Source organism: Massilia agrisoli (assembly GCF_020831365.1).
GTDB lineage: Bacteria > Pseudomonadota > Gammaproteobacteria > Burkholderiales > Burkholderiaceae_D > Telluria_A > Telluria_A agrisoli.
Map to the genome: position 1 here is coordinate 205,913 of NZ_JAJHPV010000021.1, position 25,146 is coordinate 231,058.

Genomic DNA, 25,146 nt, shown 5'->3' on the forward strand with positions numbered 1-25,146 from the left:
CGCTGGCATATTAGTTGTAGTGCAAAAAGCACGGGCGTTCGCATCAAAATAAATTCTTCTTAGGAGACACAATGCGTCACACTAATATCGCGCTGGCTTTGCTGGCGGCGGCTATCCTTTCCGCTTGCGGCAGCAGCGACAGCGACAACAACGTAACGCAAGCACCGAAGCCGAAATTCGCTTCCCAGGTATCGTTCGGCGACAGCTTGTCCGACGTCGGTACCTATGCAGTCGGCCCGATCGCCGCCCTGCGTGGCGGCAAGTACACGATCAACGGCGACAACACCGCCGTCAATGCTTCGCTTACCGGCAAGAACTGGACCGAGCTGATGGCATCGCGCCTCGGCCTGGCGGCGCCGTGCGCCGCGGTCACTGGCCTCGATGGCGACCCCACCCGCGGCTTCGCAGTTCCTATCACCAACAACCTCAATTGCACCGGCTACGCCCAGGGCGGCGCCCGCGTCACCAACCCTGTCGGCCCAGGCAACAAGCTGACCGGCACCCCGATTGGCCAGCTGACCCATCCGGTCGCGACCCAGGTCGCCACCCACCTTGCGCGCAACGGCGGCAAGTTCAGCGGCAACGAAGTGGTGTTCGTCAGCGCAGGCGGCAATGACGCCTTTGCCCTGCTGGGCGAGCTGACCGCCGCTGCAACCGCGGCCGGCAACGCCGCCGGTGCGGCCGAAGGCGCCAAGGTGGGCGCGCAGACCTTCGCCAGCACCCTGGTCGGCCTGCTCGCAGCCGGCGCCACCAACCCGACCACCGCAGCCCAGGCCATCGGCGCCGCAGTGGCCACCGAGTCGGCGCGCGCAGGCAGCACCTCGCAAACCATCGTCGGCGTGGCGGTTGCCACCGCCGCCGCCCAGCCGGGCAACATGGCCGTCGGTTCGCCAACCGTGTACGGCCCGATGGTCACCCAGGCGCAGACTGCAGCGGCCACCGCCGGCGCTGCTGCCGGCGCCAAGGCTGGCGCTGCCGCAGGCGCTGCCTACGGTGCTGAAAACGGTCCGAAGATGGTACCGCGCATGGCCGCTGCAGCTGCCGAGCTGGCGGACATCGTCCGCACCCAGATCGTCGGCAAAGGCGCCAACTACGTGGTCCTGGTCAACCTGCCAGACCTGGGCGGCGCGCCAAGCTCGAAGGCCCAGGCCGCATCGACCCAGACCCTGATCAACGGCATGGTCAATGCGTTTAACATCGCGCTGCGTGTTGGCATCGACGGCCTCGACGCGAAGGTCCTGTATGTCGACCTGTTCACGCCTAGCCAGGACCAGATCCTGAATCCGGCCAAGTACGGCATCAGCAACTCCACCAAGCCTGCCTGCGGACCCAACGCACTCGGCACCACCTCGCTGGTGTGCAACGGCAGCAACGTCGTCGCGGGCGACGTCAGCAAATACCTGTTCGCCGACGACGTGCACCCAACGCCATTCGGCTACTCGCTGATGTCGAACTTCGTTGCCGAGCAAATGGTTGCCAAGGGCTGGCTGTAAGCTGAACGAAGAATAAACCTACCCCGGTGGGCGATGCCGCACAGTCAAAAGCTGTGCGGCATTTTTTATCCCGGAAGGTCAAAAGGGGGAAGGCAAGCAGTTGCCGGGTCAGGCAGAGTGCATATCGCGGATCATGGCTTCGAGCAGGTGCACTTCCATCGGCCGGCCGAACAGGTAGCCCTGGCAGCATTCGCAGCCGAGCTCGGCCAGGAAGGCGCGCTGCGCTTCCGTTTCGACGCCTTCGGCGATGATCGCCAGTCCGAGTGCTTGCCCAAGCGCTACGATGCTGCGGGCGATCGAGGCGTCGTTCGGGTCGACCAGCACGTCGCGCACGAACGAGCGGTCGATTTTTAACTGGTCCAGCGGCAGCAGCTTCAGGTAGCTGAGCGAGGAATAGCCGGTGCCGAAGTCGTCCAGCGCAAAGCTGATGCCACTTTGCTTTAATTGCCGCATCTTTCCGATCGTGTCTTCGACGTTTTCGATCAGCAGTGTTTCCGTCAGCTCCAGCTTCAGGCGGTCGGGCCGGGCGCCCGTTTCGGCGATCGTGGCCAGCGTTTCGCTGACGAAGTCTTGTTGCCGGAACTGGCGCGCGCTGACATTCACGGCCAAGGTCAGGTGCGCCATTTCCGGCACCGCTGCCCATTCGGCCAGTTGCTGGCAGGCGCTGCGGATCACCCAGCTGCCGAGCTGCACGATGAGGCCGGATGCCTCCGCAATCGGCACGAACACAGCCGGCCCGACGATGCCGCGCTTGATGTGGTTCCAGCGCAGCAGCGCCTCCACGCCCACCACCGTGCCGCTGCCGTCGACCTGCGGCTGGTAGTGCAGCACGAATTCGGACTTGCCGAGCGATTCGCGCAGTTCCATTTCCAGGGCCATCCGGTAGGTGACGTCGGACTCCATGTTGTTGTGGAAAAAGCGCAGCGTGTTGCGGCCGTCGCGCTTGGCTTCGTACATGGCCAGGTCGCCGCGTTTCATCAGGTCGTCGATGTCGGTTTCCTGGTCGACCCGCAGGGCGGCGCCGATGCTGCAGGTGGCGTGGTGCGAGCCGCCCCCGATGTCGAACGGCTGGCCGATGGCACGGATGATCTTCCATCCCGTGGCGGCGGTGTGCTCGGCGGCTTCGTCTTCGCGCTCGCCGATGCTCTCCAACAGGATTACGAATTCGTCGCCGCCCAGCCGCGCCACTGTGTCGCCTTCGCGGACGCAGTCACGAATCCGCTGCGCAACCTGCTTCAGCAGCTGGTCGCCCACTTCGTGGCCGCGCGTGTCGTTGAGGTCCTTGAAGTTGTCGAGGTCGAGGAACAGCAGCGCCACCGCCTGCTTGCTGCGGTTGTAGACCGACAGGCAATGCTGCAGCCGCTCGAGCAGCAGGCGGCGGTTGGGCAGTCCGGTGAGCGAGTCGTAGTTGGCGAGCTGCATGATCTCGTCCTGCGCCAGCTTCTGCCGGGTGATGTCGGCCTGGGTGCCGACATAGTTGGTGGTGCGCCCGGCCGCGTTGCGCACCGCCGTCACCGTCAGCCAGGCCGGGTATTCCTTGCCATTCTCGCGCCTGGTCCAGACTTCTCCTTGCCACTTGCCGCGCGTACTGATGATGTCCCACATGTCCGGCCAGAAGTCCTGCCCGCCGGGCTCCAGCGAGACGGGCTGGGGGCCGCGCCCGACCAGCTCGGCGGCGGCGTAGCCGGACATGGTGGTGAACGCGTCGTTGACATCGAGCACCAGCCGGTCGGGGCCCGTGACAAACATGCCTTCCTGGGACTGGAACACGGTCGCTGCGACGCGGGTCGACTCTTCGGCATGTTTGCGCTCGGAGATGTCGGTGGCGATGCCGCACAGCCCGTAGACGCTGCCATCCTCGCGGCACAAGGGGATCCTGGTCGACAGGAAGGTAGGGGCGTCCGCGCGGCTCAACGACTGCACTTCCTCGGCGATCACCCGTTCGCCCTGTTCGATCACCTGGCTGTCGGTCTTGCGGATGGCCGCGGCGGTCGCAGCGTCGAAGATCTCGGCGTCGCTTTTGCCGAGGATGTTGCCCGAGTCCATGCCATAGAACTGGCACACCGCGCGGTTCACGTACTGGTAGCGGTAGTCGGCGTCCTTGATGTAGATGAGGCTGTCGACGCTGTCGAGGATGGTCGACAAGCGCCGCTGGCTGTCACGCAGCGCGCCGCTCTTGATACGGACCTGGCGGCGCAGCCACAGCGCCGCAAGCAGGGCCAGCATCAGGGCGCAGACCACCGCGCCGCCGATCCACCAGACGTAGCCGGGGGTGCGGGCCAGCAGCGTCTGTTGCTGCCAGCGGTTCAACACCTGGAAATAAGGCGAGTCCGGCTCCTCCTGCCACCGCGCCAGATGGCGCTCGATGGCAGCAAGCCAGCCGGCGCCGCGCCCTTTCGCGGTGGCGAAAAACAGCTGGGCCGGCTGGAAGGCGATCGGCGTCTCGGCCAGCCCATAACGGATGGCGAACCTGTCGCCGGCGTATTTGTTGGCCACCATGGCGTCGGCCTTGCGGGCCTCCACCAGCGCGAAACCGTCTTCGATCGACGCCACCGGCACCAGGGTCGGGCGGATGCCGAACTGGCTCCAGAAGGTCTCCAGGAAATGCTGCTGGATCGAACCGCCCAGGATCGCCACGCGCTTGCCGTCGAGATCAAGGATCGAGACGATGGCGGTGCGCGGGTGGCGGTAGACCTGCGACCAGCTGTGCAGCGCCGGGGTGCGGTGGAAATCCAGGGTGCGGCTACGCTCTTCGGACCATGCGACATCGGGCAGCACGTCGATGTCGCCGTTTTCCAGTGCGCGCAGGCAGGCCGCCCACGCGCACGGCACAAATTCGAGCTGCCAGTTTTCCTCCTCGGCGATCTTGCGCAGCAGGTCGATCATGATGCCGTCGGGATCGCCTTTGCCATTGATGAAGATCTTTGGGGCATTCTCATAAAGGCCGACCCTGAGCGGCTGCGCCTGGCCTGCAGCAACCCCGGACCAGCAAAAGAGCAGGGCGAAACACAGCATGAAGCGATGCGTACAACCCACATTTCCTCCAATCGTCGTGTGCGTGGCCGGGCAAACATGTCCTGGCACGCTGAGCATACCGGAAAGTTTTGCCCGGCCAATCACTTCTACCATAAAGCGGCGAGGCAGACTGCCAGTGTACGTACGGCGGGAGCCTGCGGATTCAAGCAGCCATAAAAAAACCCGCCGTAGCGGGTTGGGTCAGCTCCAGCTTTCCTTAGAAAGCCGCAATGCCGGTTTGCGCACGGCCGAGGATCAGCGCGTGGATGTCGTGCGTGCCTTCGTAGGTGTTGACCACCTCGAGGTTGACCATGTGGCGAATCACGCCGAATTCGTCGGAGATGCCATTACCGCCAAGCATATCGCGCGCGGTGCGGGCGATGTCCAGCGACTTGCCGCAGGAATTGCGCTTCATCATTGACGTGATTTCGACGGCGGCGGTGCCGGCGTCTTTCATGCGGCCCAGCTGCAGGCAGCCTTGCAGGCCCAGGGTGATTTCGGTCTGCATGTCGGCCAGTTTCTTTTGCACCAGCTGGTTGGCCGCGAGCGGCTTGCCGAATTGCTTGCGGTCCATCGTGTACTGGCGCGCGGTGTGCCAGCAGGCTTCGGCCGCGCCCAGCGCGCCCCAGGCGATGCCATAACGTGCCGAATTCAGGCAGGTGAACGGGCCTTTCAGGCCGCGCACGTCCGGGAAGGCATTTTCTTCGGGGCAGAACACGTTGTCCATCACGATTTCGCCAGTGACGGAGGCGCGCAGGCCGAACTTGCCGTGGATCGCAGGGGCGGACAGGCCGGCCATGCCTTTTTCCAGCACGAAGCCGCGGATCGCGCCTTCATCGTCCTTTGCCCACACGACGAACACGTCGGCGACCGGCGAGTTGGTGATCCACATCTTGGAGCCGGTCAGCGCGTAGCCGCCGTCGACCTTGCGCGCGCGGGTGATCATCGAGCCAGGGTCGGAACCGTGGTTCGGTTCGGTCAGGCCGAAGCAGCCGATCCATTCGCCGGTCGCCAGCTTCGGCAGGTATTTCTGGCGCTGGGCTTCGGTGCCGAATTCATAGATTGGTACCATGACCAGCGACGACTGCACGCTCGCCATCGAGCGGTAGCCGGAATCGACGCGCTCGATTTCGCGCGCGATCAGGCCGTAGGACACGTAGTTCAGGCCCGGTCCGCCGTACTGTTCCGGAATGGTCGGGCCCAGCAGGCCGAGTTCGCCCATCTCGCGGAAGATCGAGTTGTCCATGCGCTCGTGGCGGAAGGCTTCGAGGATGCGCGGCGCCAGCTTGTCCTGGCAGTAAGCCGCGGCGGCGTCGCGCACCATGCGCTCTTCGTCGCTCAGCTGTTCATTCAGCAGCAGCGGATCATCCCAGTGGAACTGCGCCTTGCGGGGCGAATCGGATCGGTTCATGCTCTTTCCTGTCTCTGTTGGATTGTGGGGCAAGTTGTATATACTGCTTTATAAATATGCAATTCTACCGCGTTTGCGTGCTTCCGAACTGGCCGGCGTGGAAAAGCAGCGACGCCTGCGGATGGAACGCGCAATTCTCGACTTCGCCCACGAAGATCACGTGGTCGCCCTCGGGATAGCGGCTGCGGTTGTGGCATTCGAACCACGCCGACACGCCCTTGAGGATGGGCTGTCCGGTGCGCGACAGTTCGTACTCGACGCCTTCGAACGGGTTCTCGGTGCGGCGTGAAAAGCGCTGCGCCAGATGGGCCTGGTCCGCGCCCAGCACATTGATGACATAGTGCGAGTTGCCGCTAAAGATGGGCATGCTGTTGGCGCCCTCGGCCAGGCTCCACAGCACCAGGGGCGGCTCCAGCGACACCGAATTGAACGAACTGGCCGTCAGGCCGCGGAAACTGCCGTCGGCCAGGCGGGTCGTGATCACGGTCACGCCGGTGGCGAACTGGGACAGTGCCTGCCGGAATTGCGTCGAATCGAAATCGCGCGCTTGCGCGCGGGGGGAGCTAGTGTTCATCGGTGACCTGTCTATTTATACCATTATGCCAAACTTCAGCCCTGAAGTACCGCTAGCAGTCCCTGCGCTTGGTATAGCTGCACGGCATTGCGCTTTGGGTTACAGTTACTCCATACGCGTTTGCGGGCAATGAGGTGTGTGATGACGAACCAATCGGCGGGCAATGTCGCGATACTGGGGGGCGGCTGTTTCTGGTGCCTGGAAGCGGTGTACCTGGAGACGCGCGGAGTGACCAGGGTCGAATCCGGCTATATGGGCGGGCACGAGGACAATCCGAGTTACGAGCAGGTGTGCGCGGGCACGACCGGGCACGCGGAAGTGGTGCGGCTCGAGTTCGACCCGGAAGTGATCAGCTATCACGACCTGCTGGAAGTGTTTTTCACGATCCATGACCCGACCACCCTGAACCGCCAGGGCAATGACGTCGGCACCCAATACCGTTCAGTTATTTTCACCACCACGCCCGAACAGGAGGCAGTCGCGCGGCAGGTGATTGCCGAGATGGCCAACGTGTGGGACGCGCCGATCGTCACCGAGGTGGCGCCCGCGGCGACCTGGTACAAGGCCGAGGATTATCACCAGGATTATTTCCGCCAGCATCCGCTGCAGGGGTATTGCGCCTTCGTGGTGGCGCCAAAGGTGGCCAAGTTCCGCAAGACGTTTGCGAACCGCTTGAAGTAAAAAAGCTGCTGATATCGTAGGGCGGAAGAGCCCGCAGGGCGTCATCCGCCGAATGGCATGTCAATCCGCAGCGGCGCCGCGCAATTCGGCGGATGCGAACTGCGTTCTTATCCGCCCTACGTTTCCCGAGCCGTCACGGGCGGTACCCGCGGCGCCGTGAACTCAACATGGATACATGTACCGCCGCGACCATGGATGGCTGGCCGGCGCCGTTCCCGCCTTGCCGCACACCACCTGGTACAAACTGATCAGGTCGTGGTTGAACGCATACGTGCACCCCGCCAGATAGACATGCCAGATGCGGAAATGCCGCTCATCGGTCAGGGTGCGGATGCGCGCCGCGTTGGCTTCGTAATTTTCGGTCCATAGCTCGCAGGTGCGGGCGTAATGGCGGCGCAGGTTTTCCACGTCGCGCGCTTCCAGCCCGCCTTGCTGCATCGCCCGGATCACCACGCCCAGGTGCGCCAGTTCGCCGTGTGGGAACACATATCTGCTGATGAACTCGCCGCCGCCATAGGGCGTGCCGCGCCCTTGCGGATCGGTGCTGGTCAGGCCGTGGTTCATCGCCAGCCCATCCGGGGCCAGCAGCGCATTGATGCGCGCGAAGTAATCGGGAAGGTGGCGCACCCCCACGTGCTCGAACATGCCGACGCTGGTGATCCGCTCGAACTGTCCCTCCACGTCGCGGTAATCCTGCAGGCGGATCTCGACCTGGCCCTGCAAGCCGGCCTGGGCGACACGCTCGCGCGCCAGCCGGTGCTGGTTTTCGGACAGGGTGATGCCGACGCAGCGCGCCCCGAAGCGCTGGGCGGCGCGGATCACCAGCGCGCCCCAGCCGCAGCCGATGTCGAGCAGGGTCTGGCCGGGCCGCAGGTCGATTTTAGTGAGGATGTGGTCGATTTTCTTGCGCTGCGCCGTCGCCAGGTCTTCGTCGCCATTTTCAAAGTAGGCGCACGAGTACACCATCGCCGGGTCGAGCCAGGCCTGGTAGAAAGCGTCGGAGACGTCATAGTGGTAGCGGATCGCTTCGGCGTCGACCTGGCGCGTGTGCGGCAGCGAGCGCACGAAGCGGCGCAGTGCGCCGTGCGGCTTGACCGAGGCGGCCGCCAGCGCATTGACGACGGCGATCATGTCGGTGGCGCGGCCGCTGACCTCGATCGCGCCTTCGACATACGCGCGCCCGAGGTTATACAGCGATGGCGACACCAGGTAGCGCACGGCCGAGGCCTGCGGCACGCGGATCGTGACGCGCGGCGCCTCGTCGGAAAAATCCAGGCGCTGGCCATTCCACAGCTCAACCCGTAGCGGCACCGTCGCCTTGCTGCGCACACCTGTGCTCCAGGCGTCCAATCTGAGTTGGCTAAACACTCGCATACCTCCCGCTTGTCAGGCAGGGGCCCTGGCGACTCGCCGCTGCCCCTTACGGTTGCAAACGCTGCCGTGTCCAGCTGCCGTCTTGCAGCGTGTACACGATGCGGTCATGGAAACGCGAGCGGCGTCCCTGCCAGAACTCGATGCGCTCGGGCACAAGACGGAAACCGCCCCAGTGGTCCGGGCGCGGCGGCTGCTCGCCATACTGCTGTGCTACGGATTCGTATTGCTGCTCCAGTGCCTCGCGGCTGCCGATCGGCGCGCTTTGCGAGGACGCGATTGCGGCCAGCCGGCTCTTCAGCGGGCGGCTGTGGAAATATTGGTCGCTTTCCGCGGGTGACGTGCGCTCCACCCTCCCTTCGATGCGAATCTGGCGTTCAAGTTCGCTCCAGAAGAAGAGAAGCGAGGCATATGGATTTTGCTCAAGCTGGCGGCCCTTCTGGCTGTCGTAATTCGTGTACCAGGTGAAGCCGCGCTGGTCGAACTGCTTGACCAGCACGATGCGCGACGTCGGCCGTCCGCGCTCGTCCACGGTCGATACGCCCATCGCATTGGGCTCGTTCACCTGCGCCTTCAGCGCCTCATCGAACCACATGCCGAACTGCTGGATCGGGTCGGCGTCGACGTCGTTTTCCGACAGGCTGGCCTGGCCGTAATCCTTGCGCAGGTGGGCCACCGCCTCGCCGGTCAGGGCAGCCGGTGCAATCCCGCGCCGCGCCTGCATCGCTTCGCCCAGGCTGGCCATCTGGCCGGCGCTGAACAGGCGCTTGGCCATCGGTGCGATATGGCCTTCCTCGCGCTCCATGTGGGCCGTGTAGCGCTCGGTAAATTCGCGCACGTCGGCCGCCGACAGCGCCTGCGCGGCGCCGTCGGCAATCGGGCGCAGCTGCTCATGCAGGCGCTGCCACAGCGCGTCCATCTTGTCATGGTCGTCGATGATGCCGGGTGCCAGCGACGCCAGCAAGGCCGCGTCTTCTCCCTGCGCCACCTCGCGCAGCATCGGGATCAGGTTCTGCTCCTCATCTTCATGGTGCAGGTGGGCCGCCTTGTCGAAATAGCGGATCACCGCAGCAGCCGCCTGGCGCGCCTGTTCGTCGGCGCCATGTTGGGGCAGGTGGTCGAGCAGCTTTTGCATGGTGGCAAGCTGCTTGCGGATGCGGTCGTGGCAATGCTTGAGCACGGCGATCGGCTGGTCGAACCCGGGTGCTGCGTCAAGGAGGGCATTGGTCATGTCAGGCTTTCAATTAGTGCTAAGTGTAATCACATTTTAGAACAGTGCGAACCGCAGTGTCCGTTTACAATGCGGGGATGAATACCATCAACACCCATATCTTCACGGACGAGGCTGGCGAGGTCGATTTCGCCCGGCGTTTCGGCGGTATCGCGCGGCTGTATGGCGACGCGGCGCTGGAGCGTTTCCGCGCAACGCATGTGTGCGTGATCGGCGTCGGCGGGGTCGGCTCCTGGATCGTCGAAGCGCTGGCGCGCAGCGCCATCGGCCAGCTGACCCTGATCGACCTGGACAACGTGGCCGAGTCGAATATCAACCGCCAGATCCAGGCCCTGTCCGGCACCATCGGCCAGGCCAAGATCGGCGCGCTGGCCGAGCGTATCGCCCAGATCAATCCTTTCTGCCGGGTCAACCTGGTCGAGGACTTCATCGAACCCGATAACCTCGAACACATGGTCGGCGGACGCGGCTATGACTTTTTGATCGACGCCATCGATTCCGTCAAATCGAAAGCCGCGGTCATTGCCTACTGCCGCGACCATGCGATTCCCATGATCACCATCGGCAGCGCCGGCGGGAAAATCGACCCGACCCGGATCGACATCCGCGACCTCAGCAAGACCGAGCAGGAACCCTTGCTGAAAATGGTGCGCAAGCGCCTGCGCAGCCAGTACGGCTTTCCGCGCAGCCTCAAAACCAAATTCAATATCGATGCGGTATTCTCGATGGAACCGCTGGCCATGCCGGCCGAAGGCGGGGCCTGCGACATCGATGAGGGCGCGGCCGGCATTACCGGCCTGAACTGCGCTGGCTTCGGCTCCAGCATGGTGGTCACCGCCACCTTTGGCATGGTTGCCGCAGGCCACTTGCTGCGCAAACTGGCGGCCGACGCCAACGCCGCAGGCGAGCCGCAGCAAGCCGCTGTGCAGAGCGATGCAGCCGCGTTATCATAAGCACAGGATAATCGCGTTTTGACCACCTTTCAAAGAAAGATCACCACATGATTCGCAGCTCCATCTTGTTCGCCATGCTGAGCGCCGCAAGCGCGCTGGCCCAGGCCCAGTCGACTGGCACGGACACCCACGCGCAAGCCCAGGCGCAGTCGCAGGCGGCAACCGATCCTGCCGCGCAGGCCGCGGCCATTGCCCAGCCGGCCCAGCCAGCACAAGCTACCGCGCCAGTCGCCCAGCCAGCCCCGGCGGCAGCGCCTGCGGTGGCCGCCGCGCCAGCCGAGCCTGCGCTCGATCCGCTGGTCACCAAAGACACCAAAGTCGGCACCGGCCCCGAAGCGTCCGTCGGCGCCAAGGTATTGGTCAACTACACCGGCTGGTTCTACAAGCCGATGGCCAAAAACCAGCGCGGCCGCCAGTTCGATACTTCGATCGGCCGCGAACCGCTTGAGTTCCAGCTGGGCGCCGGACGGGTCATCAAGGGTTGGGACCAGGGCGTGGCGGGCATGAAGGTGGGCGGCAAGCGCACCCTGATCATCCCGAGCCACCTGGCCTACGGCAAGCGCGGCGCCGGCGGCGGCATGATCCCGCCGGACTCGGACCTGATTTTCGAGGTGGAACTGCTGCAGGTGAAGTAAGTCAAATCGATAACGAACCGGTGGGAGACATGTCATGAGAATTGCAAACGACGTCACTGAATTAATCGGCAACACCCCGCTGGTCCGTATCCGCAACCTTGGCCGCGACGCCGGCGCGCAGATCGTGGCCAAGCTGGAATTCCACAATCCGGCCCACAGCGTCAAAGACCGTATCGGCCTGGCAATGATCGAGGCGGCCGAGGCGGCCGGCCTGATCGGCCCGGACACCGTCATCGTCGAACCAACCAGCGGCAACACCGGCATCGCCCTGGCAATGGTGTGCGCCGCGCGCGGCTACCGCTGCAAGCTGGTGATGCCCGAAACCATGAGCACCGAGCGCCGCACCTTGCTGCGCGCCTACGGGGCCGAGCTGGTGCTGACCCCGGGGGCGGAAGGCATGCTGGGCGCGATCCGCCGCGCCGAAGAACTGGTGGCCGGTAACCCGAGCCACTTCATGCCCCAGCAATTCAACAATCCGGCCAATCCCGAGGTGCACCGCCGCACCACCGCCGAGGAAATCTGGCGCGACACCGATGGCCAGGTCGACATCCTGGTCGCCGGTGTCGGCACGGGCGGCACCATCACGGGCGTGAGCGAAGTCATCAAGTCGCGCAAGCCGGGGTTCCAGGCCATTGCCGTCGAGCCGGAAGCCTCGCCGATGCTGTCCAAAGGCACCAAAGGCCCGCACCCGATCCAGGGCATCGGCGCCGGCTTCATTCCGGCCGTGCTCAATGTCCATGCGTATGACGAAGTCATTTGCGTCAGCAACGACAATGCCTTCGAGACCGCGCGCGCGGCGGCGCGTGGCGAAGGGCTGTTGGTCGGCATCTCGGCCGGCGCGGCGCTGTGGGCCGCGCTGCAGGTGGCGCACCGGCCCGAAAACGCGGGCAAGCTGATCGTGACCATCATCCCGTCCTTCGGCGAGCGCTACCTGAGTACGCCGTTGTACGCCAACCTGGCTTAGTGATCGTGATCGTGCCCGTTCAGGGCGCACGCGTGGTCGGTGGTGCCCTGTTCCATCTGCAGGGTGCAGTGATGGATTGCAAAGTTCTCTTTCAGTCCAGCGGTGATCGCGTCGAAGGCGTGGTCGCCCGGGTAGCTGCCCGGCATCACCAAGTGGACGGTGAGGGCGTTTTCGGTGGTGCTCATGGCCCAGATGTGCAGGTCATGGATATCGCTCACGCCGGGCTGGCTGCGCAGGAATGCCGACACCTTCTCGGCATCGACATTGGGGGGCACCGCGCCCAGCACCAGCTGCATCGACTCGCGCAGCAAGCCCCAGGTACTCATTAAAATCAGCAGCACGATCACCAGGCTGGCCGCCGGGTCGAGCCAGGTCCAGCCGGTGCCCATGATCACCAGCCCGGACACCACCACGCCCAGCGAGATGGCCGCGTCCGCCGCCATGTGCTGGTAGGCGCCGCGGATGTTCAGGTCGTTCTTGCTGCCGGCCATGAACAGCCAGGCCGACACGCCGTTGATCGCCACGCCGATGGCCGCCACCACCGACACCGTGACACCCGCCACCGGCGCCGGATTGGCCAGGCGCTGCACCGCTTCCCAGCCGATCGCGCCGCAGGCCAGCATCAGCAGCAGGGCGTTGAGCACCGCCGCCAGGATCGAACTGCTGCGCAGCCCGTAGGTATAGCGTTCGGTGGTCGCGCTCTTCGCCAGCATTGCCGCGCCCCAGGCCAGCACCAGTCCCAGCACGTCGGACAGGTTGTGGCCGGCGTCCGCCATCAGCGCAGTCGAGTTGGCAATGAAACCGTAGGTGAATTCGATCGCGACAAAGATCGTGTTCAGGCCAATGGCCAGCGCGAACGCGCGGTTGTTTCCATCCGGCGAAATATGGTGGTGATGGTGGTGACCGTGGCCGTGGCCGTGGTGATCGTGATGGTCGTGCGGCATGTCAGGGTTTCTGCATCTCGGACTGGATCAGCTTGCGGCTCTTGGCGTCCAGTTTTTCGACGGCGCGCGCCATCTTGTCGGCGTCAGCGAGCGCCCTGGTTTGTTCCGGGGTCAGCTCCTTCGCCTGCACGATGGGCGCGGGCGGCGGGGGAGGGCGGAAGAAGGCAGCCTGGCCGAGCAGCACCAGCACCGCGCCCAGCAGGGCGGCGCCGCCGGCGATGGCGATCACCCGCCGGTCGCCATCGAGCGGCCCGGCATTGGCCGGCTTGGCAGGCGCAGGCGCCGGGCGCGCGGCTGCCGGGCGCGGAATGTGCCCGCCATCCTGCAGTGCCTGCACCTGGCCCGCCAGTTCGCGGGTGGCCTCGTCGAGCAGCGCCACATGGCGCTCGACCGCTTCGGCCAGCACGGCTTCGTTCAGGGCGACCAGGGCAAACACGGGGTCGTCGACGTCGATCTTGACGCCGGTCTTTTCAAACACCAGGGTGCGCAGTTTTTGCTGGTCCATGCCGCTTACCACTGCACTTTGTCGAGTTGGTCGAACAGGTCGCGGAACACCACCTTGATGCGCTGCTTTTCCATCACGTTGAACTTCTCGCTGGCGCGCACTTCTTCTGCGGTCAGGCGGGCGATGTTCATCTTCTTGAGGTCGGCGCCGAAGGTGTCTGCGTTGCGCTGCGACAGCACCACCCGTCCGACCACGCGCCCGGCGTTGTCGGCGTAGGTGTTGGACTCGGTAAATTGCTTGCCGCTGGCCGATTGCAGCAGGCCGAAATGTTCGTTCTCCCACAGCACCAGGGGCACATTGGTCGACTTGGCAGTCGACACGAAACCCATCGCGGTGTCGTGCAGGGTGTCGCCGCCGCCCACGATCACGTGGATGTACACCTTGCGGCCCGACTCCTCCAGCAGCGAGAAGCAGTCGTTCTCGAGCAGGTAGGCCATCAGCGGCGAGAAGGTGTTGGCGCCGTTGTCGACGACGCAGTTGCCTTCTTCTTCCAGGATGTCGATCATCAGGGCGTCGAAGCGCTTCGGGTCGATCATGCGGTTGTCCGTCATCACCGGCACGTGCTTCACGTTCATCGCCTTGTAGCGCGAGAAGGTGGCGTTTTCCTGGTCGGTATCGAAGCAGCGCAGCGGCTTCTCGTCCTTGCCGGCAAGCCATTGCGCGAGGATGGTCGATACCAGGGTCTTGCCGATGCCGCCCTTGCCCTGGAGGATGAAGTGAACCGTGTTATGCATCGAATTGCTCCAAAATTAATGAATCCATCTGCCAGCAACTAATGGCACTGGCCTTCGCCGCGGTCCGGCGCATTACCGTTCGGGAAGCCTTGATACTCGGCCTCCAGGAAAGCCCATTCATAGGCGCCGTCCTTCAGCACCAGCTTCAGCACGCCCGTGCGGCTATTGTCGCGCAGTTCGCTGTTGCGCAATGGTAACAAAAACGGCGTGGAATAGGCGCCGCCGGTGCCCACCACAAACTGGCGGATGCCGCGCGCGTCGTAGCGCGATGCGGCGTCCTGCGGGGCGAAGCGCTCGTAGTCGTGGTCGTGTCCCGACAGCACGATCTCGGCGCCCGCAGCGTGCAAGGCGCGCCACGCGTCGCCCATGCGCGCGATGCTGCCATGTCCGCCAGAACTATACAGCGGGTGATGCCAGTAAGCGAGGATGCAGTGCGATGGATTGGCGGCCAGTTCCTGCTTCAGCCAGTCCAGCTGGACGGCGGCAGGGCCGGGCCCGAGGTTGCTGTCGAGGGAGTACACCTGCCAGCTGCCGAGCTTGACGCGGTAATAGCCGGGGCCGGCGGCGCTGCCGAAATAATCGAAGTAGCCGCGCGCGCCCGGCGTCAGGTATTCATGGTTGCCGGGCGCGGGCCAGGTACGGTCCTTGAAGCGGCCCCAGGTCGGGTGGTAGCAGTCGGTAAATTCGTGCAGCCTGCCGCGCGGGTATGTAATGTCGCCCAGCAGCAGCACCGCGGCGTTGCGGTTTAACGCCAGGCCCGCCTCGACCACCCTGGCAGTGGCGGCGGCACCCGACCACCTGGGGTCGGGGTGGTCGCACCAGGCAATGTCGCCCGCGGCGTACACGGTGTAGGCCTGTGCATGGGCAAGAGCGGCCGGGCCGGCGGCGCAGGCCGCCAACGCCAGCCTCAGCAAGGCAGTTGCCGTGCCTGCCACCTATTCGATGAAACGCAACAGTCCCTGCAGCGCATGCACCACGGTCTGTTCGCGCACGGCCTGGCGGTCACCCTGGAACACCAGGCGTTCCGTATAAGTATGGTCGCCCCTGGCCCAGCCGAAGCAGACCGTGCCGACCGGCTTGCCCGGCACCGCGCCGGTCGGCCCGGCAATGCCTGTGGTCGACAGCGCCACATGGGCATTGCTGTTGGCCAGCGCCCCGATCGCCATGGCCGCGGCCACTTCTTCGCTGACCGCGCCCATCTGCGCGATCAGCGCTGCCGGCACGTCCAGCAATTCGGTTTTGGATGGATTGGAGTAGGCAACAAAGCCGCAGTCGAACCAGCCGGTGGAGCCGGCGATTTCAGTGACGGCTTGCGAAATGCCGCCGCCGGTGCACGACTCGGCGGTTGCCAGCAGCAGGCCCTTGGCCTGCAGGGCCTGGCCAACCCGCGCGGCCAGGTCGAGAATGTCATTCGTCACGTGTCGCTCCTTTGATCGAAATCGGTCATTTCTACTTTACCATGCGGTTCCCCGCAGCGAGCGTTCCGCCACGCTAAAATTGCCGAGCTGCCCCATCGGTAACAAAGGTACAATCCTATCCAATTATCACGAACGGGCGAGGGGCCATTGCGCGAGGGCAATCCCCGGCGCAAGACGTGCGCCGTTTCATTACCTCGCCTGCTATCCTGCTCCGCGCTTGTGCTTGTCACTTTCTACAGCATAATTCGCTTTTTTTGGATTCACGATTGATGCCAGTTTTTCACGCCCGCCTCCGCAGCACAGCACCAGGTTGTTCATGGTTCGCGTGAGCCGCCGGGTTGCGGCCGGGTGCCTGGCGCTGTGCCTGACGGCTGCGGCCGGCCTGGCGCGTCCGCAGGCGCCGCTGGAAAGCGCGGTCAAGGCAGCCTACCTGTATAAGTTCGCGACCTTCGTGGAGTGGCCCGAGGGCAGCTTCGCACGTCCCGACAGCGTGCTGCAGATCGGCGTGGCCGGCAACGACGCACTGGCCGAGCACCTTGCGCGCACTGTCGGCGGACGCAGCGTCAATGGCCACGCCGTCGCCATCCGCAAGGTCAGGCGCGGCGAATCCACCGCCGGCCTGCACATCCTGTTCGTCGGCGTGCAAGACCGCGCCACCATCGGCGATTACCTGCAGGCCGCGCGCGGCCAGTCGGTACTGACTGTCACCGACACCGACGAGGCGCTGGCGCTGGGCAGCATGGTCAATTTCGTCGTCGACGGCCAGCGCCTGCGCTTCGAGGTGGCGCTCGAGAACGTCGCCACCAGCCGCCTGCGCATCAGCGCGCGCATGCTTGCCGCTGCCCTGCGCGTCGAGGGGGCCTCATGATCCGCATGCATTCGCTGCGCCAGAAGCTCGCCGCCGTGGTCATGCTGACCACCCTGGCCTCGCTGCTGGTCTCGGTGGCCATCCTGATCGCCTACGACCTGCGCCATTACCACCGCGCGCTGCTGGGCGACATGAGTACCCAGGCCGAACTGCTCGGGCACATGACGTCGGCCGCGCTCAGTTTCGACGACCAGCGCCTGGCCGCAGAAAACCTGGCGCTGCTGCGCATCCGTCCGCAGGTGCGCGCCGGCGCCATCTACAACGCCCGCGGCGAGCTGTTCGCATCGTATGCGGCGCCCGGCGAGGCGCGCGAATTCCCCGCCAAAGCGCGCGCCGACGGCGTGCAGATCGAAGGCAGCAACCTGTTCCTGTACCGGCGCATCATCGAAAACGGCGAGCTGCTCGGCACCGTTTACCTGCGCGCCGAATATGCGCTGGTGTCGCGGACCCTCGACTACATCGGCGTCGCGCTGCTGATCACGATGGTCGCCATGCTGCTGGCGCTGCTGCTGACGCGGCGCCTCGGTCGCATCGTCACCGCGCCGATTTTCGCCATCGCCGAAGTCGCGCGCGAAGTGGTCAGCACGCGCGACTATTCGCGCCGCGCGCCGCGCACCAGCACCGACGAGGCGGGCGAACTGGTCGACTCGTTCAACGCCATGCTGACCGAGATCGAACAACGCACCGGCGAACTGGAAACCTCGAACCGCGCGATTGCCCGCGAGGCCGAGGAAAGGGCCCGCGCCCAGCAGGAAGTGATGCGCCTGAACGAGCAGCTCGAAGTGCGGGTGCACGAACGCACGCTGCAGCTGGAGACGGCCAACGCCGAACTCGAACTGGCGATGGAAGAAGCGAAGGAGGCCAACCAGGCCAAGTCGGCCTTCCTGTCGGCCATGAGCCACGAGCTGCGCACGCCATTGAACGCGATCCTCGGCTTCGCCCAGATACTGACTTCCGATTCGCTGCCGTCCACGCTGCCGCAGAAGAAGGAGTTTGCCGGCCATATCCTGAAGTCGGGCCGCCACCTGCTTACCCTGATCAATGAAATCCTCGACCTCGCAAAGGTCGAGGCGGGCGCGGTGAACCTGTCGCTCGAGCCGGTGGAGCTGGGCGACGTGCTGGGCGAATGCCGCAGCATGATCGAACCGATCGCCGCCGAGCGCGGCATCCGCGTGCTGTTCCCCGACGCCTGCGAGACCGTGGTCGAAGCGGACCGCACGCGCCTCAAGCAGGTGCTGCTCAATTTGCTGTCGAATGCGGTCAAGTACAACCGCGACGCCGGCGCCGTGGTCGTCGACATCGCTTTCGATACGCCGGGCAAGGTGCGCTTGTCGGTGCAGGATACCGGGCTTGGACTGCGTCCCGACCAGCTCGACATGCTGTTCCAGCCGTTTAACCGGCTGGGCCAGGAAAACAGCGGCCAGGAAGGCACCGGCATCGGCCTGGTCGTCACCCGCCGCCTGGTCGAACTGATGAACGGGACCATCGGCGTATCGAGCCGGGTCGGCGTCGGCAGCGTGTTCTGGATCGACCTGCCGGTCACCGTCCCGCATGCACTGGCGCTGAAAGAAGCGCCGCCCGCGCTGGCGCAACCGGTGGAAGCGCCGGAGGCGAACGCGCGCCACACGCTGCTGTACGTCGAAGACAATCCGGCCAACCTGAAGCTGGTCGAGGAGATCGTGCGTTTCCGGCCCGACCTGCGCCTGATGGCGGCCCAGGACGGCCACCTCGGCATCGAAATGGCGCGCTTGCACCGGCCGGACCTGATCCTGATGGACCTGAACCTGCCCTGCGTCAGCGGGATTGACGCGCTCAGGACCCTGCGCAGCGATCCGCGCACCGCCCATATCCCGGTCATCGCGCTGACCGCCAACGCGATGCCGCGCGATGTCGAGCGGGGCCTGGCCGCCGGCTTCTTCCGCTACCTGACCAAGCCGATCAACATCGACGAATTCACCGAAGCGGTCAACAGCACGCTGGCCTGGATCGACCGCCGCGCGGCAAGCCGCAAGGAGCAGCAGCCTTGATCGCGCAAGAAGAACTGCTGCGCGCGCGCATCCTGGTGGTCGACGACAATCCGGTCAACGTCGAGCTGCTCGAGGTGCTGCTTCGCGGCAGCGGCTACGCCAGCGTCAGCAGCACGACCGACCCGCTGCAGGTCGCGCCGCTGCACGCGGAGCACCGCTATGACCTGATCATCCTTGACCTGCACATGCCTGTCATGAATGGCCTCGACGTCATGCGCGCGCTGAAAGCGGTGGAAACCGGCGCCTGGCTGCCGGTGCTGGTGGTCACCGCGGACCCGGACAAGAAAATGGCGGCGCTGGAAGCGGGCGCGCGCGACTTCATCGGCAAGCCGTTCGATGCGCTTGAGGTGCTCACGCGCATCCGCAACCTGCTGGAAGTGCGGCTGCTGCACCGCGAGTCGACCAGCTACGGCGCGCGGCTTGAACAAACGGTACGCGAACGCACCGCCGAACTGCAGCGCTTCCGCAGCGCGATGGACGCCACCGCCGACGCGATCTTCCTGATCGACGCGGCCAGCATGGAGCTGGTCGATGTCAGCGACGGCGCCTGCCGCATGCTGGGCTACGAACGCGACGAACTGATCGGCGCCGACCCGGCCGGCTTCGGCCTGGCGACCCATGCCCAGATGGCGGCGCAGGCGTCGCCGAAGCGCGCCAGCGGGGGGCAGCCGGAGCTGGTCGAAACCGAACTGACCGGCAGCGACATGGCGGCGCTGCCGGCCGAAGTGCGCTGGCAGCTGGAGGTGTCGGACGGACGCCGCATGCTGATCGCGGTAGCGCGCGACATCACCGAACGCCGCCTCGCGCAGCAGCGCCTGAAACACCTGGCCAACTACGACAGCCTGACCGGCCTGCCGAACCGGGTGCTGTTTTACCAGACCTTGCACGACACGATAGAGATGGCGCGCGACAAGGACGGCCGGGTGGCCGTGCTGTCGATCGGGCTTGACCGCTTCAAGCTTGTCAACGACTCGCTCGGCTCGATGCACGGCGACGAGCTGCTGCGCCAGTTCAGCAACCGCCTGGTGCAGTGCCTGCACGCGCGCGATACGCTCGGCCGCCTTGGCGGCGACGAGTTCGCGCTCATTTTGCCGACCCGCGACCAGGACGAAGCGGTGCATGTCGCCAGCGAAGTGCGCGAAGCGCTGCGCTGGCCGTTCGACATCGACGGCCAGCAGCTGCAGCTGACGGCCAGCATCGGCATCGCCATGTATCCGGACGACGCCACCGACCCCCAGACCCTGATCAAGTACGCCGACACCGCGATGGGCCGCGCCAAGGCGGCGGGGCGCGACGGCTACCGCTTCTTCACCGCCGGGATGAACGTGCAGGTCCTGGCGCGCCTCGACCTCGAGGTGGCGCTGCGGCGCGCGCTGGAGAACGGCGAGTTCGAGCTGTACTACCAGCCGAAGATGAACGTCAACACCGGCCGCATCACCGGGGTCGAAGCGCTGCTGCGCTGGCACCGCCCCGGCTACGGCATGGTATTCCCCGCCGAATTCGTGCCGATCCTCGAAGAGACCGGCCTGATCGTCAAGGTCGGCGCATGGATCATCGACGCGGCCTGCAGGCAGGTCGCAGCCTGGCTGGCGTCCGGCATCGGCGAGGTGAGGGTGGCGGTCAATGTGTCGAGCCGCCAGTTCGTCGAAGGCGACCTGGAAGAAGAGGTCGGCACGGCGCTGCGCCGGCACGGCGTGGATGCGGCCTTGCTCGAACTGGAGCTGACCGAAAGCGCGCTGATGGCCAACGCCGAGCACACCAGCGAAGTGCTCACGCGCCTGCGCGACCTCGGCATCCGCATATCGATCGACGACTTCGGCACCGGCTATTCCAGCCTGGCCTACCTGAAGCGCTTCCCGATCGACAAACTGAAGATCGACATCGCGTTCGTGCGCGACATCACCACCAATCCGGACGACGCCGCCATTGCGCTGGCGATCATCAGCATGGCCCACAGCATGCACATGCAGGTGATTGCGGAAGGGGTGGAAAGCCGCGCGCAGCTGATGTACCTGCGGCGCCACCGCTGCGACCAGGTGCAGGGCTTCCACGTCAGCCGCGCGCTGACGGCGCGCCAGCTGGGCGAAATGGTCGCGGCCAACCGGCTGGCGCCGGACGACCACGCCGCAAACGACACCGAACATCCGACCCTGCTGATCGTCGATGACGACATCAATGCGCTGGCCGCGCTGCACCGGCTGTTCAGGCGCGATAACTACAAGATCCTGACGGCGGTGTCGCCGGCCGAAGGATTCGACCTGCTGGCCCAGCACCAGGTGCAGGTGATCGTCTGCGACCAGCGGATGCCGTTCATGAGCGGCACCGAATTCCTCAGCCGGGTCAAGGAAATGTACCCGGACACGGTGCGCATCATCCTGGCCGGCGAAACCGGGCTGCAGGCGGTGCTCGACTCGATCAACAGCGGCGCGATCTACCGCTTCTACACCAAGCCGTGGGACGACACCCAGCTGCGCGACAACATCCGGCTGGCGTTCCACCATTACTGGCGGGTCAACGGCGCCCGCGACGACCCGCGCCGCAGCCGCGTGATCACCCAGGACGAAGAAGCCGAAGGGCTGCGGGTCAGTCGCCGCTGAAGTGGTCGAAGCCCGCCAGCGACAGGTCCAGCGTGGAGCCGGACGCATCGACCAGGCGCAGGCCAGGTTCGGCGTCGATGGCGCCGACCCGGGTGACCGGCGTACCGGCCCGCGCCGCGGCCGCGATCACCGCCTCGCGCCGTGACGCAGGCGCGGTGAAGCACAACTCGTAATCGTCGCCCCCGGCCGCGCAGAAGCGGCGCTTCAGGTCCTGCTGCTGGCGCGCCAGCACCGGGCCGGCCGGCAGCGCGTCCGCATCGAGCGTGGCCCCCACCTGCGACGCTGCCAGGATATGGCCGAGGTCTCCCACCAGCCCATCGGAAATATCGATGGCGGCGTGCGCCGCCCCCTGTCCGGACAGCGCCATGCCGAGTGCGACGCGGGGCGTCGGCGCGTGCATGCGCGGCGCCGCAGCGGCAAGGCTGCCGGCATCGAGCGCGAATTCGCCGCGGTAGCCGGCCAGCGCAAGGCGCGCATCACCCAGGGTGCCCGAAATCCAGATGTCGTCGCCGGCTTTTGCCGCGTCGCGCCGCAATGCACGCCCTGGCGCCACTTCGCCAAAGATGGTGATGCAGATGTTGAGCGGGCCCTTGGTCGTGTCGCCGCCGACCAGTTCGCACTGGTGGGCGTCGGCCAAGGCAAACAGGCCGGCGGAAAAGCCCTCCAGCCAGCTGCGGTCGGCCGAGGGCAGCGACAGCGCAAGGGTGAAGGCGCGCGGCGTGGCGCCCATGGCGGCCAGGTCGGACAAGTTCACGGCCAGCGATTTATGGCCCAGCATGCGGGCATCGGCGCCGGCGAAAAAGTGGCGGCCCTCGACCAGCATGTCGCACGAGATGGCCAGCTGCATGCCGGGGGAGGGCGCCAGCAGAGCGCAATCGTCGCCGATGCCAAGGACGGCGCGGCCCGCTTGCTGCCGCTGGAAGTATTGTTTGATGAGGTCGAATTCGGAGAGCATGGCCGGATTGTACCCAAGTGTTGTCGGAAGTTGCCCGAAGTTGCTGAGGTGAATCTTTTGCTGGTTGGCGGCCAATCGGCGCCGCCGCCAGGCCCTCGGTAAAAATACGTAGTTGCCAAAAGTGGCGGTCTGCTAAAATCGACAATCCCCGTAAGCTCTTGGAAGGCCGCAACCGATGGATTCGTCATCAGACAAGAAAGAAGAACTGCGTCAACAGCTTCGCCTCGCAGCGCTCGAATATCACGAAATCCCGCGCCCCGGCAAAATCAGCGTCACCCCCACCAAACAACTCCTGAACCAGCGCGACCTGGCGCTGGCGTACTCGCCAGGCGTGGCCGCGCCCTGCGAAGAGATCGTCAAGGACCCGGCCGCCGCCTTTAAATATACTGCGCGCGGCAACCTGGTCGCTGTCATTACCAACGGTACCGCCGTCCTCGGGCTTGGCAACATCGGCGCGCTCGCCTCCAAGCCGGTCATGGAAGGCAAGGGCGTCCTGTTCAAGAAGTTCGCCGGCGTCGATGTGTTCGACATCGAGATCAACGAAAGCGACCCGGACAAGCTGGTCGACATCATCGCCTCGCTTGAGCCTACCTTCGGCGGCATCAACCTCGAGGACATCAAGGCGCCCGAGTGCTTCTACATCGAGCGCAAGCTGCGCGAGCGGATGAAGATCCCGGTCTTCCACGACGACCAGCACGGCACCGCGATCATCGTCGGCGCGGCGATCCTGAACGGCATCAAGGTGGTCGGCAAGAACCTGAAGGACTGCAAGATGGTCGTGTCGGGCGCGGGCGCCGCGGCGCTGGCCTGCCTTGACCTGATCGTCGACCTCGGCTTCCCGATCGAAAACATCACCGTGACCGACCTGGCCGGCGTGGTCTACAAGGGCCGCACCGAGCTGATGGACCCGGACAAGGCGCGCTTCGCGCAGGATACGCCGTTCCGTACCCTGGCCGAGGCGATCCCTGGCGCCGACATCTTCCTCGGCCTGTCGGCCGGCGGCGTGCTCAAGCAGGACATGGTGCGCGCGATGGCGCCCAACCCGCTGATCCTCGCGCTGGCCAACCCGACCCCGGAAATCCTGCCGGAAGAAGTGCGCGCCGTGCGCAGCGACGCGGTCATCGCGACCGGCCGTTCGGACTATCCGAACCAGGTCAACAACGTGCTGTGCTTCCCGTACATCTTCCGCGGCGCCCTCGATTGCGGCGCCACCACGATCACCCGCGAAATGGAGATCGCGGTGGTGCATGCGATCGCCGAGCTGGCCCACGCCGAGCAGTCGGACGTCGTCGCCACCACCTATGGCATCAAGAACCTGTCGTTCGGGCCGGAATACCTGATCCCGATGCCGTTCGACCCGCGCCTGCTGATGCAGATCGCCCCGGCCGTGGCCAGGGCCGCGTTCGAGTCGGGCGTGGCGACGCGCCCGATCGCCGACCTGGACGCGTATGCCGACAGCCTGCAGCAGTTCGTCTACCGCAGCGGCACCTTCATGAAGCCGCTGTTCGCGACCGCCAAGAACACGCCGCCCGAGCTCAAGCGCATTGTCTACGCCGAGGGCGAAGACGAGCGCGTGCTGCGTGCGGTGCAGGTGGTGGTCGACGAGAAGCTGGCGCGCCCCGTGCTCGTCGGCCGTCCCGGCGTACTGGAAAAGCGCATCGAGAAGTTCGGCCTGCGCCTGAAGCTGGGCGTGCATTTCGACGTGATCAACCCGGACCACGACGACCGCTACCGCGATTACTGGCAGACCTACCACCAGATGGGCATGCGCAAAGGCGTGACCGAGGAGTGGGCCAAGCTGGAAATGCGCCGCCGCCACAGCCTGATCGGCGCGATGATGATCCACAAGGGCCACGCCGACGGCATGATCTGCGGCACCTTCGGCACCACGATGCTGCACCTGCATTACATCGACCAGGTGCTGGGCAAGCGCGCCGGCGCCAATGTGTATGCGGCGATGAACTTCCTGATCCTGCCGGAACGCCAGCTGGCGATGGTCGACACCCACGTCAACGAGAACCCGACCGCCGAGCAGCTGGCCGAGATCACCATCATGGCGGCCGAGGAAATGAGCCGCTTCGGCCTGTGCCCGCGCGCCGCCTTGCTGTCGCACTCGAACTTCGGTTCGGCCAACAGCGAATCGGCCAGGAAGATGCGCGCCGTGCTGGCGCTGGTGCAGCAGCAGGCGCCCGGGCTGGAAATCGACGGCGAAATGCACGGCGATGCGGCGCTCGACACCAAGTTGCGCAAAAAGCAGATGCCGCAGTCGACCCTGGAAGGCGACGCCAACCTGCTGGTGATGCCGAACATCGACGCCGCCAACATTTCCTACAACCTGCTCAAGACCGCGGCCGGCAACGGCATCGCGATCGGGCCAGTCCTGCTGGGCTGCGCCAAACCGGTGCATATCCTGACCCCGTCGGCGACGGTGCGCAGGATCGTGAATATGACCGCGCTGTGCGTGGTTGATGCTGTAGCGCAACGCTAAGCAATGCCGGCCGGACACTTTTGCGTCCGGCCGACAATTCGCGCGTTTGATGTGTGTCAGACAAGCCACACATCGGAGCGGAATACACTTAAAGACACTTGAAGACACTAGTAACAAACCGTAAAGGCGCGCCGCCCGAACTGCGTTTCAATGCATAATGCTCAGTGCAGATGTTGTTTATTTTGCACGCCTTACTATCGCGTAATAGGGGCTATATGGTCTCTGTTACAATGCCGGGCTGAATTTAGCCAGTTGGCCATTCCGGCAGCCGGCCACACCACG

Annotated in this window: 20 protein-coding genes; 9 read left to right on the top strand and 11 right to left on the bottom strand. The window is 65.2% G+C overall.

Annotation, left to right across the window (positions count from 1 at the left end):
• Positions 1 to 71 precede the first annotated feature (71 nt).
• Positions 72 to 1,493, top strand: coding sequence for an SGNH/GDSL hydrolase family protein (locus tag LMJ30_RS19800; RefSeq protein ID WP_229434288.1), 1,422 nt, complete (start codon positions 72 to 74; stop codon positions 1,491 to 1,493).
• 108 nt (positions 1,494 to 1,601) lie between these two features.
• Here LMJ30_RS19800 and LMJ30_RS19805 read toward each other — a convergent pair whose 3' ends face one another.
• The 3 genes from LMJ30_RS19805 to LMJ30_RS19815 all read right to left on the bottom strand — a co-directional run bounded on the left by LMJ30_RS19805 (position 1,602) and on the right by LMJ30_RS19815 (position 6,493).
• Positions 1,602 to 4,508 carry an EAL domain-containing protein gene (locus LMJ30_RS19805; RefSeq protein ID WP_229434289.1) on the bottom strand — a complete coding sequence of 969 codons (2,907 nt, stop codon included), beginning with the start codon at positions 4,506 to 4,508 and terminating at the stop codon, positions 1,602 to 1,604.
• A 217-nt stretch (positions 4,509 to 4,725) separates the two neighbouring features.
• Positions 4,726 to 5,919: an acyl-CoA dehydrogenase gene (locus LMJ30_RS19810; RefSeq protein ID WP_229434290.1), complete on the bottom strand. Its 1,194-nt coding sequence runs from the start codon at positions 5,917 to 5,919 to the stop codon at positions 4,726 to 4,728.
• Positions 5,920 to 5,983: 64 nt separating this feature from the next.
• Positions 5,984 to 6,493 carry a flavin reductase family protein gene (locus LMJ30_RS19815; protein WP_229434291.1) on the bottom strand — a complete coding sequence of 170 codons (510 nt, stop codon included), beginning with the start codon at positions 6,491 to 6,493 and terminating at the stop codon, positions 5,984 to 5,986.
• A 141-nt stretch (positions 6,494 to 6,634) separates the two neighbouring features.
• Here LMJ30_RS19815 and msrA point away from each other — a divergent pair, with 141 nt between their 5' ends.
• Entirely contained in the window at positions 6,635 to 7,174 is a 540-nt protein-coding gene (gene msrA / locus LMJ30_RS19820; protein ID WP_229434292.1) for a peptide-methionine (S)-S-oxide reductase MsrA, read from the top strand.
• A 162-nt stretch (positions 7,175 to 7,336) separates the two neighbouring features.
• Here msrA and LMJ30_RS19825 read toward each other — a convergent pair whose 3' ends face one another.
• Both LMJ30_RS19825 and pdxH read right to left on the bottom strand, forming a co-directional pair.
• Entirely contained in the window at positions 7,337 to 8,542 is a 1,206-nt protein-coding gene (locus LMJ30_RS19825; RefSeq protein WP_229434293.1) for a class I SAM-dependent methyltransferase, read from the bottom strand.
• 52 nt (positions 8,543 to 8,594) lie between these two features.
• On the bottom strand, positions 8,595 to 9,776 hold the full coding sequence (pdxH, locus tag LMJ30_RS19830; RefSeq protein ID WP_229434294.1) for a pyridoxamine 5'-phosphate oxidase: 1,182 nt from the start codon (positions 9,774 to 9,776) through the stop codon (positions 8,595 to 8,597).
• Between the two features lie 77 nt (positions 9,777 to 9,853).
• Here pdxH and tcdA point away from each other — a divergent pair, with 77 nt between their 5' ends.
• The 3 genes from tcdA to cysK are packed head-to-tail and all read left to right on the top strand — an operon-like array spanning position 9,854 to position 12,328.
• A complete protein-coding gene (gene tcdA / locus LMJ30_RS19835; RefSeq protein WP_229434295.1) occupies positions 9,854 to 10,729 on the top strand; it encodes a tRNA cyclic N6-threonylcarbamoyladenosine(37) synthase TcdA in 876 nt (291 codons plus the stop codon).
• 47 nt (positions 10,730 to 10,776) lie between these two features.
• Positions 10,777 to 11,364, top strand: a complete 588-nt coding sequence (locus tag LMJ30_RS19840; RefSeq protein WP_267869734.1) for an FKBP-type peptidyl-prolyl cis-trans isomerase — start codon at positions 10,777 to 10,779, stop codon at positions 11,362 to 11,364.
• 34 nt (positions 11,365 to 11,398) lie between these two features.
• On the top strand, positions 11,399 to 12,328 hold the full coding sequence (cysK, locus tag LMJ30_RS19845) for a cysteine synthase A (protein ID WP_229434296.1): 930 nt from the start codon (positions 11,399 to 11,401) through the stop codon (positions 12,326 to 12,328).
• Here cysK and LMJ30_RS19850 read toward each other — a convergent pair.
• From LMJ30_RS19850 to LMJ30_RS19870, 5 genes are read right to left on the bottom strand one after another with little or no spacing between them, the layout of a single operon-like run.
• Positions 12,325 to 13,272, bottom strand: a complete 948-nt coding sequence (locus LMJ30_RS19850; RefSeq protein ID WP_229434297.1) for a cation diffusion facilitator family transporter — start codon at positions 13,270 to 13,272, stop codon at positions 12,325 to 12,327. The two genes, cysK and LMJ30_RS19850, sit on opposite strands and share 4 nt — an antisense overlap.
• A 1-nt stretch (position 13,273) precedes the next feature.
• Positions 13,274 to 13,777, bottom strand: a complete 504-nt coding sequence (gene traM, locus LMJ30_RS19855) for a conjugal transfer transcriptional regulator TraM (RefSeq protein ID WP_229434298.1) — start codon at positions 13,775 to 13,777, stop codon at positions 13,274 to 13,276.
• A 5-nt stretch (positions 13,778 to 13,782) separates the two neighbouring features.
• Positions 13,783 to 14,511: a P-loop NTPase family protein gene (locus LMJ30_RS19860; RefSeq protein ID WP_229434299.1), complete on the bottom strand. Its 729-nt coding sequence runs from the start codon at positions 14,509 to 14,511 to the stop codon at positions 13,783 to 13,785.
• Positions 14,512 to 14,549: 38 nt separating this feature from the next.
• Positions 14,550 to 15,425: a metallophosphoesterase family protein gene (locus tag LMJ30_RS19865; protein WP_229434300.1), complete on the bottom strand. Its 876-nt coding sequence runs from the start codon at positions 15,423 to 15,425 to the stop codon at positions 14,550 to 14,552.
• Positions 15,426 to 15,446: 21 nt separating this feature from the next.
• Complete coding sequence (locus LMJ30_RS19870) at positions 15,447 to 15,929, bottom strand: CinA family protein (protein WP_229434301.1); 483 nt, start codon at positions 15,927 to 15,929, stop codon at positions 15,447 to 15,449.
• Between the two features lie 316 nt (positions 15,930 to 16,245).
• Here LMJ30_RS19870 and LMJ30_RS19875 point away from each other — a divergent pair, with 316 nt between their 5' ends.
• Genes LMJ30_RS19875 through LMJ30_RS19885 form a run of 3 tightly spaced genes read left to right on the top strand, consistent with a single transcriptional unit; the run spans position 16,246 to position 21,421 of the window.
• Positions 16,246 to 16,797, top strand: coding sequence for a TOL_0243 family YfiR-like periplasmic protein (locus LMJ30_RS19875; RefSeq protein ID WP_229434302.1), 552 nt, complete (start codon positions 16,246 to 16,248; stop codon positions 16,795 to 16,797).
• Positions 16,794 to 18,824 (top strand): sensor histidine kinase, YfiR-like protein-associated, encoded by a 2,031-nt coding sequence (locus LMJ30_RS19880; protein ID WP_229434303.1) that lies wholly within the window; start codon positions 16,794 to 16,796, stop codon positions 18,822 to 18,824. Before LMJ30_RS19875 ends, LMJ30_RS19880 begins: the two co-directional genes overlap by 4 nt.
• On the top strand, positions 18,821 to 21,421 hold the full coding sequence (locus tag LMJ30_RS19885) for an EAL domain-containing protein (protein ID WP_229434304.1): 2,601 nt from the start codon (positions 18,821 to 18,823) through the stop codon (positions 21,419 to 21,421). The genes LMJ30_RS19880 and LMJ30_RS19885 overlap by 4 nt, the downstream gene beginning before the upstream one ends.
• On the opposite strand, the gene thiL is transcribed toward LMJ30_RS19885, so the two are convergent.
• The gene (gene thiL, locus LMJ30_RS19890) at positions 21,408 to 22,376 is read right to left on the bottom strand and encodes a thiamine-phosphate kinase (protein ID WP_229434305.1); all 969 of its coding nucleotides are present in this window, start codon (positions 22,374 to 22,376) and stop codon (positions 21,408 to 21,410) included. The two genes, LMJ30_RS19885 and thiL, sit on opposite strands and share 14 nt — an antisense overlap.
• A gap of 175 nt (positions 22,377 to 22,551) precedes the next feature.
• On the opposite strand from thiL, the gene LMJ30_RS19895 reads away from it, so the two are divergent.
• Positions 22,552 to 24,864 (top strand): NADP-dependent malic enzyme, encoded by a 2,313-nt coding sequence (locus LMJ30_RS19895; protein WP_267869735.1) that lies wholly within the window; start codon positions 22,552 to 22,554, stop codon positions 24,862 to 24,864.
• Positions 24,865 to 25,146 lie beyond the last annotated feature (282 nt).

Bases quoted from the DNA above. Each gene is read 5' to 3' on its own strand.
- LMJ30_RS19800 (WP_229434288.1), top strand. From the start codon at position 72: ATGCGTCACACTAATATCGCGCTGGCTTTGCTGGCGGCGGCTATCCTT.
- LMJ30_RS19805 (WP_229434289.1), bottom strand. From the start codon at position 4,508: ATGCTGTGTTTCGCCCTGCTCTTTTGCTGGTCCGGGGTTGCTGCAGGC.
- LMJ30_RS19810 (WP_229434290.1), bottom strand. From the start codon at position 5,919: ATGAACCGATCCGATTCGCCCCGCAAGGCGCAGTTCCACTGGGATGAT.
- LMJ30_RS19815 (WP_229434291.1), bottom strand. From the start codon at position 6,493: ATGAACACTAGCTCCCCCCGCGCGCAAGCGCGCGATTTCGATTCGACG.
- msrA (WP_229434292.1), top strand. From the start codon at position 6,635: ATGACGAACCAATCGGCGGGCAATGTCGCGATACTGGGGGGCGGCTGT.
- pdxH (WP_229434294.1), bottom strand. From the start codon at position 9,776: ATGACCAATGCCCTCCTTGACGCAGCACCCGGGTTCGACCAGCCGATC.
- tcdA (WP_229434295.1), top strand. From the start codon at position 9,854: ATGAATACCATCAACACCCATATCTTCACGGACGAGGCTGGCGAGGTC.
- LMJ30_RS19840 (WP_267869734.1), top strand. From the start codon at position 10,777: ATGATTCGCAGCTCCATCTTGTTCGCCATGCTGAGCGCCGCAAGCGCG.
- cysK (WP_229434296.1), top strand. From the start codon at position 11,399: ATGAGAATTGCAAACGACGTCACTGAATTAATCGGCAACACCCCGCTG.
- LMJ30_RS19850 (WP_229434297.1), bottom strand. From the start codon at position 13,272: ATGCCGCACGACCATCACGATCACCACGGCCACGGCCACGGTCACCAC.
- traM (WP_229434298.1), bottom strand. From the start codon at position 13,777: ATGGACCAGCAAAAACTGCGCACCCTGGTGTTTGAAAAGACCGGCGTC.
- LMJ30_RS19860 (WP_229434299.1), bottom strand. From the start codon at position 14,511: ATGCATAACACGGTTCACTTCATCCTCCAGGGCAAGGGCGGCATCGGC.
- LMJ30_RS19875 (WP_229434302.1), top strand. From the start codon at position 16,246: ATGGTTCGCGTGAGCCGCCGGGTTGCGGCCGGGTGCCTGGCGCTGTGC.
- LMJ30_RS19880 (WP_229434303.1), top strand. From the start codon at position 16,794: ATGATCCGCATGCATTCGCTGCGCCAGAAGCTCGCCGCCGTGGTCATG.
- thiL (WP_229434305.1), bottom strand. From the start codon at position 22,376: ATGCTCTCCGAATTCGACCTCATCAAACAATACTTCCAGCGGCAGCAA.
- LMJ30_RS19895 (WP_267869735.1), top strand. From the start codon at position 22,552: ATGGATTCGTCATCAGACAAGAAAGAAGAACTGCGTCAACAGCTTCGC.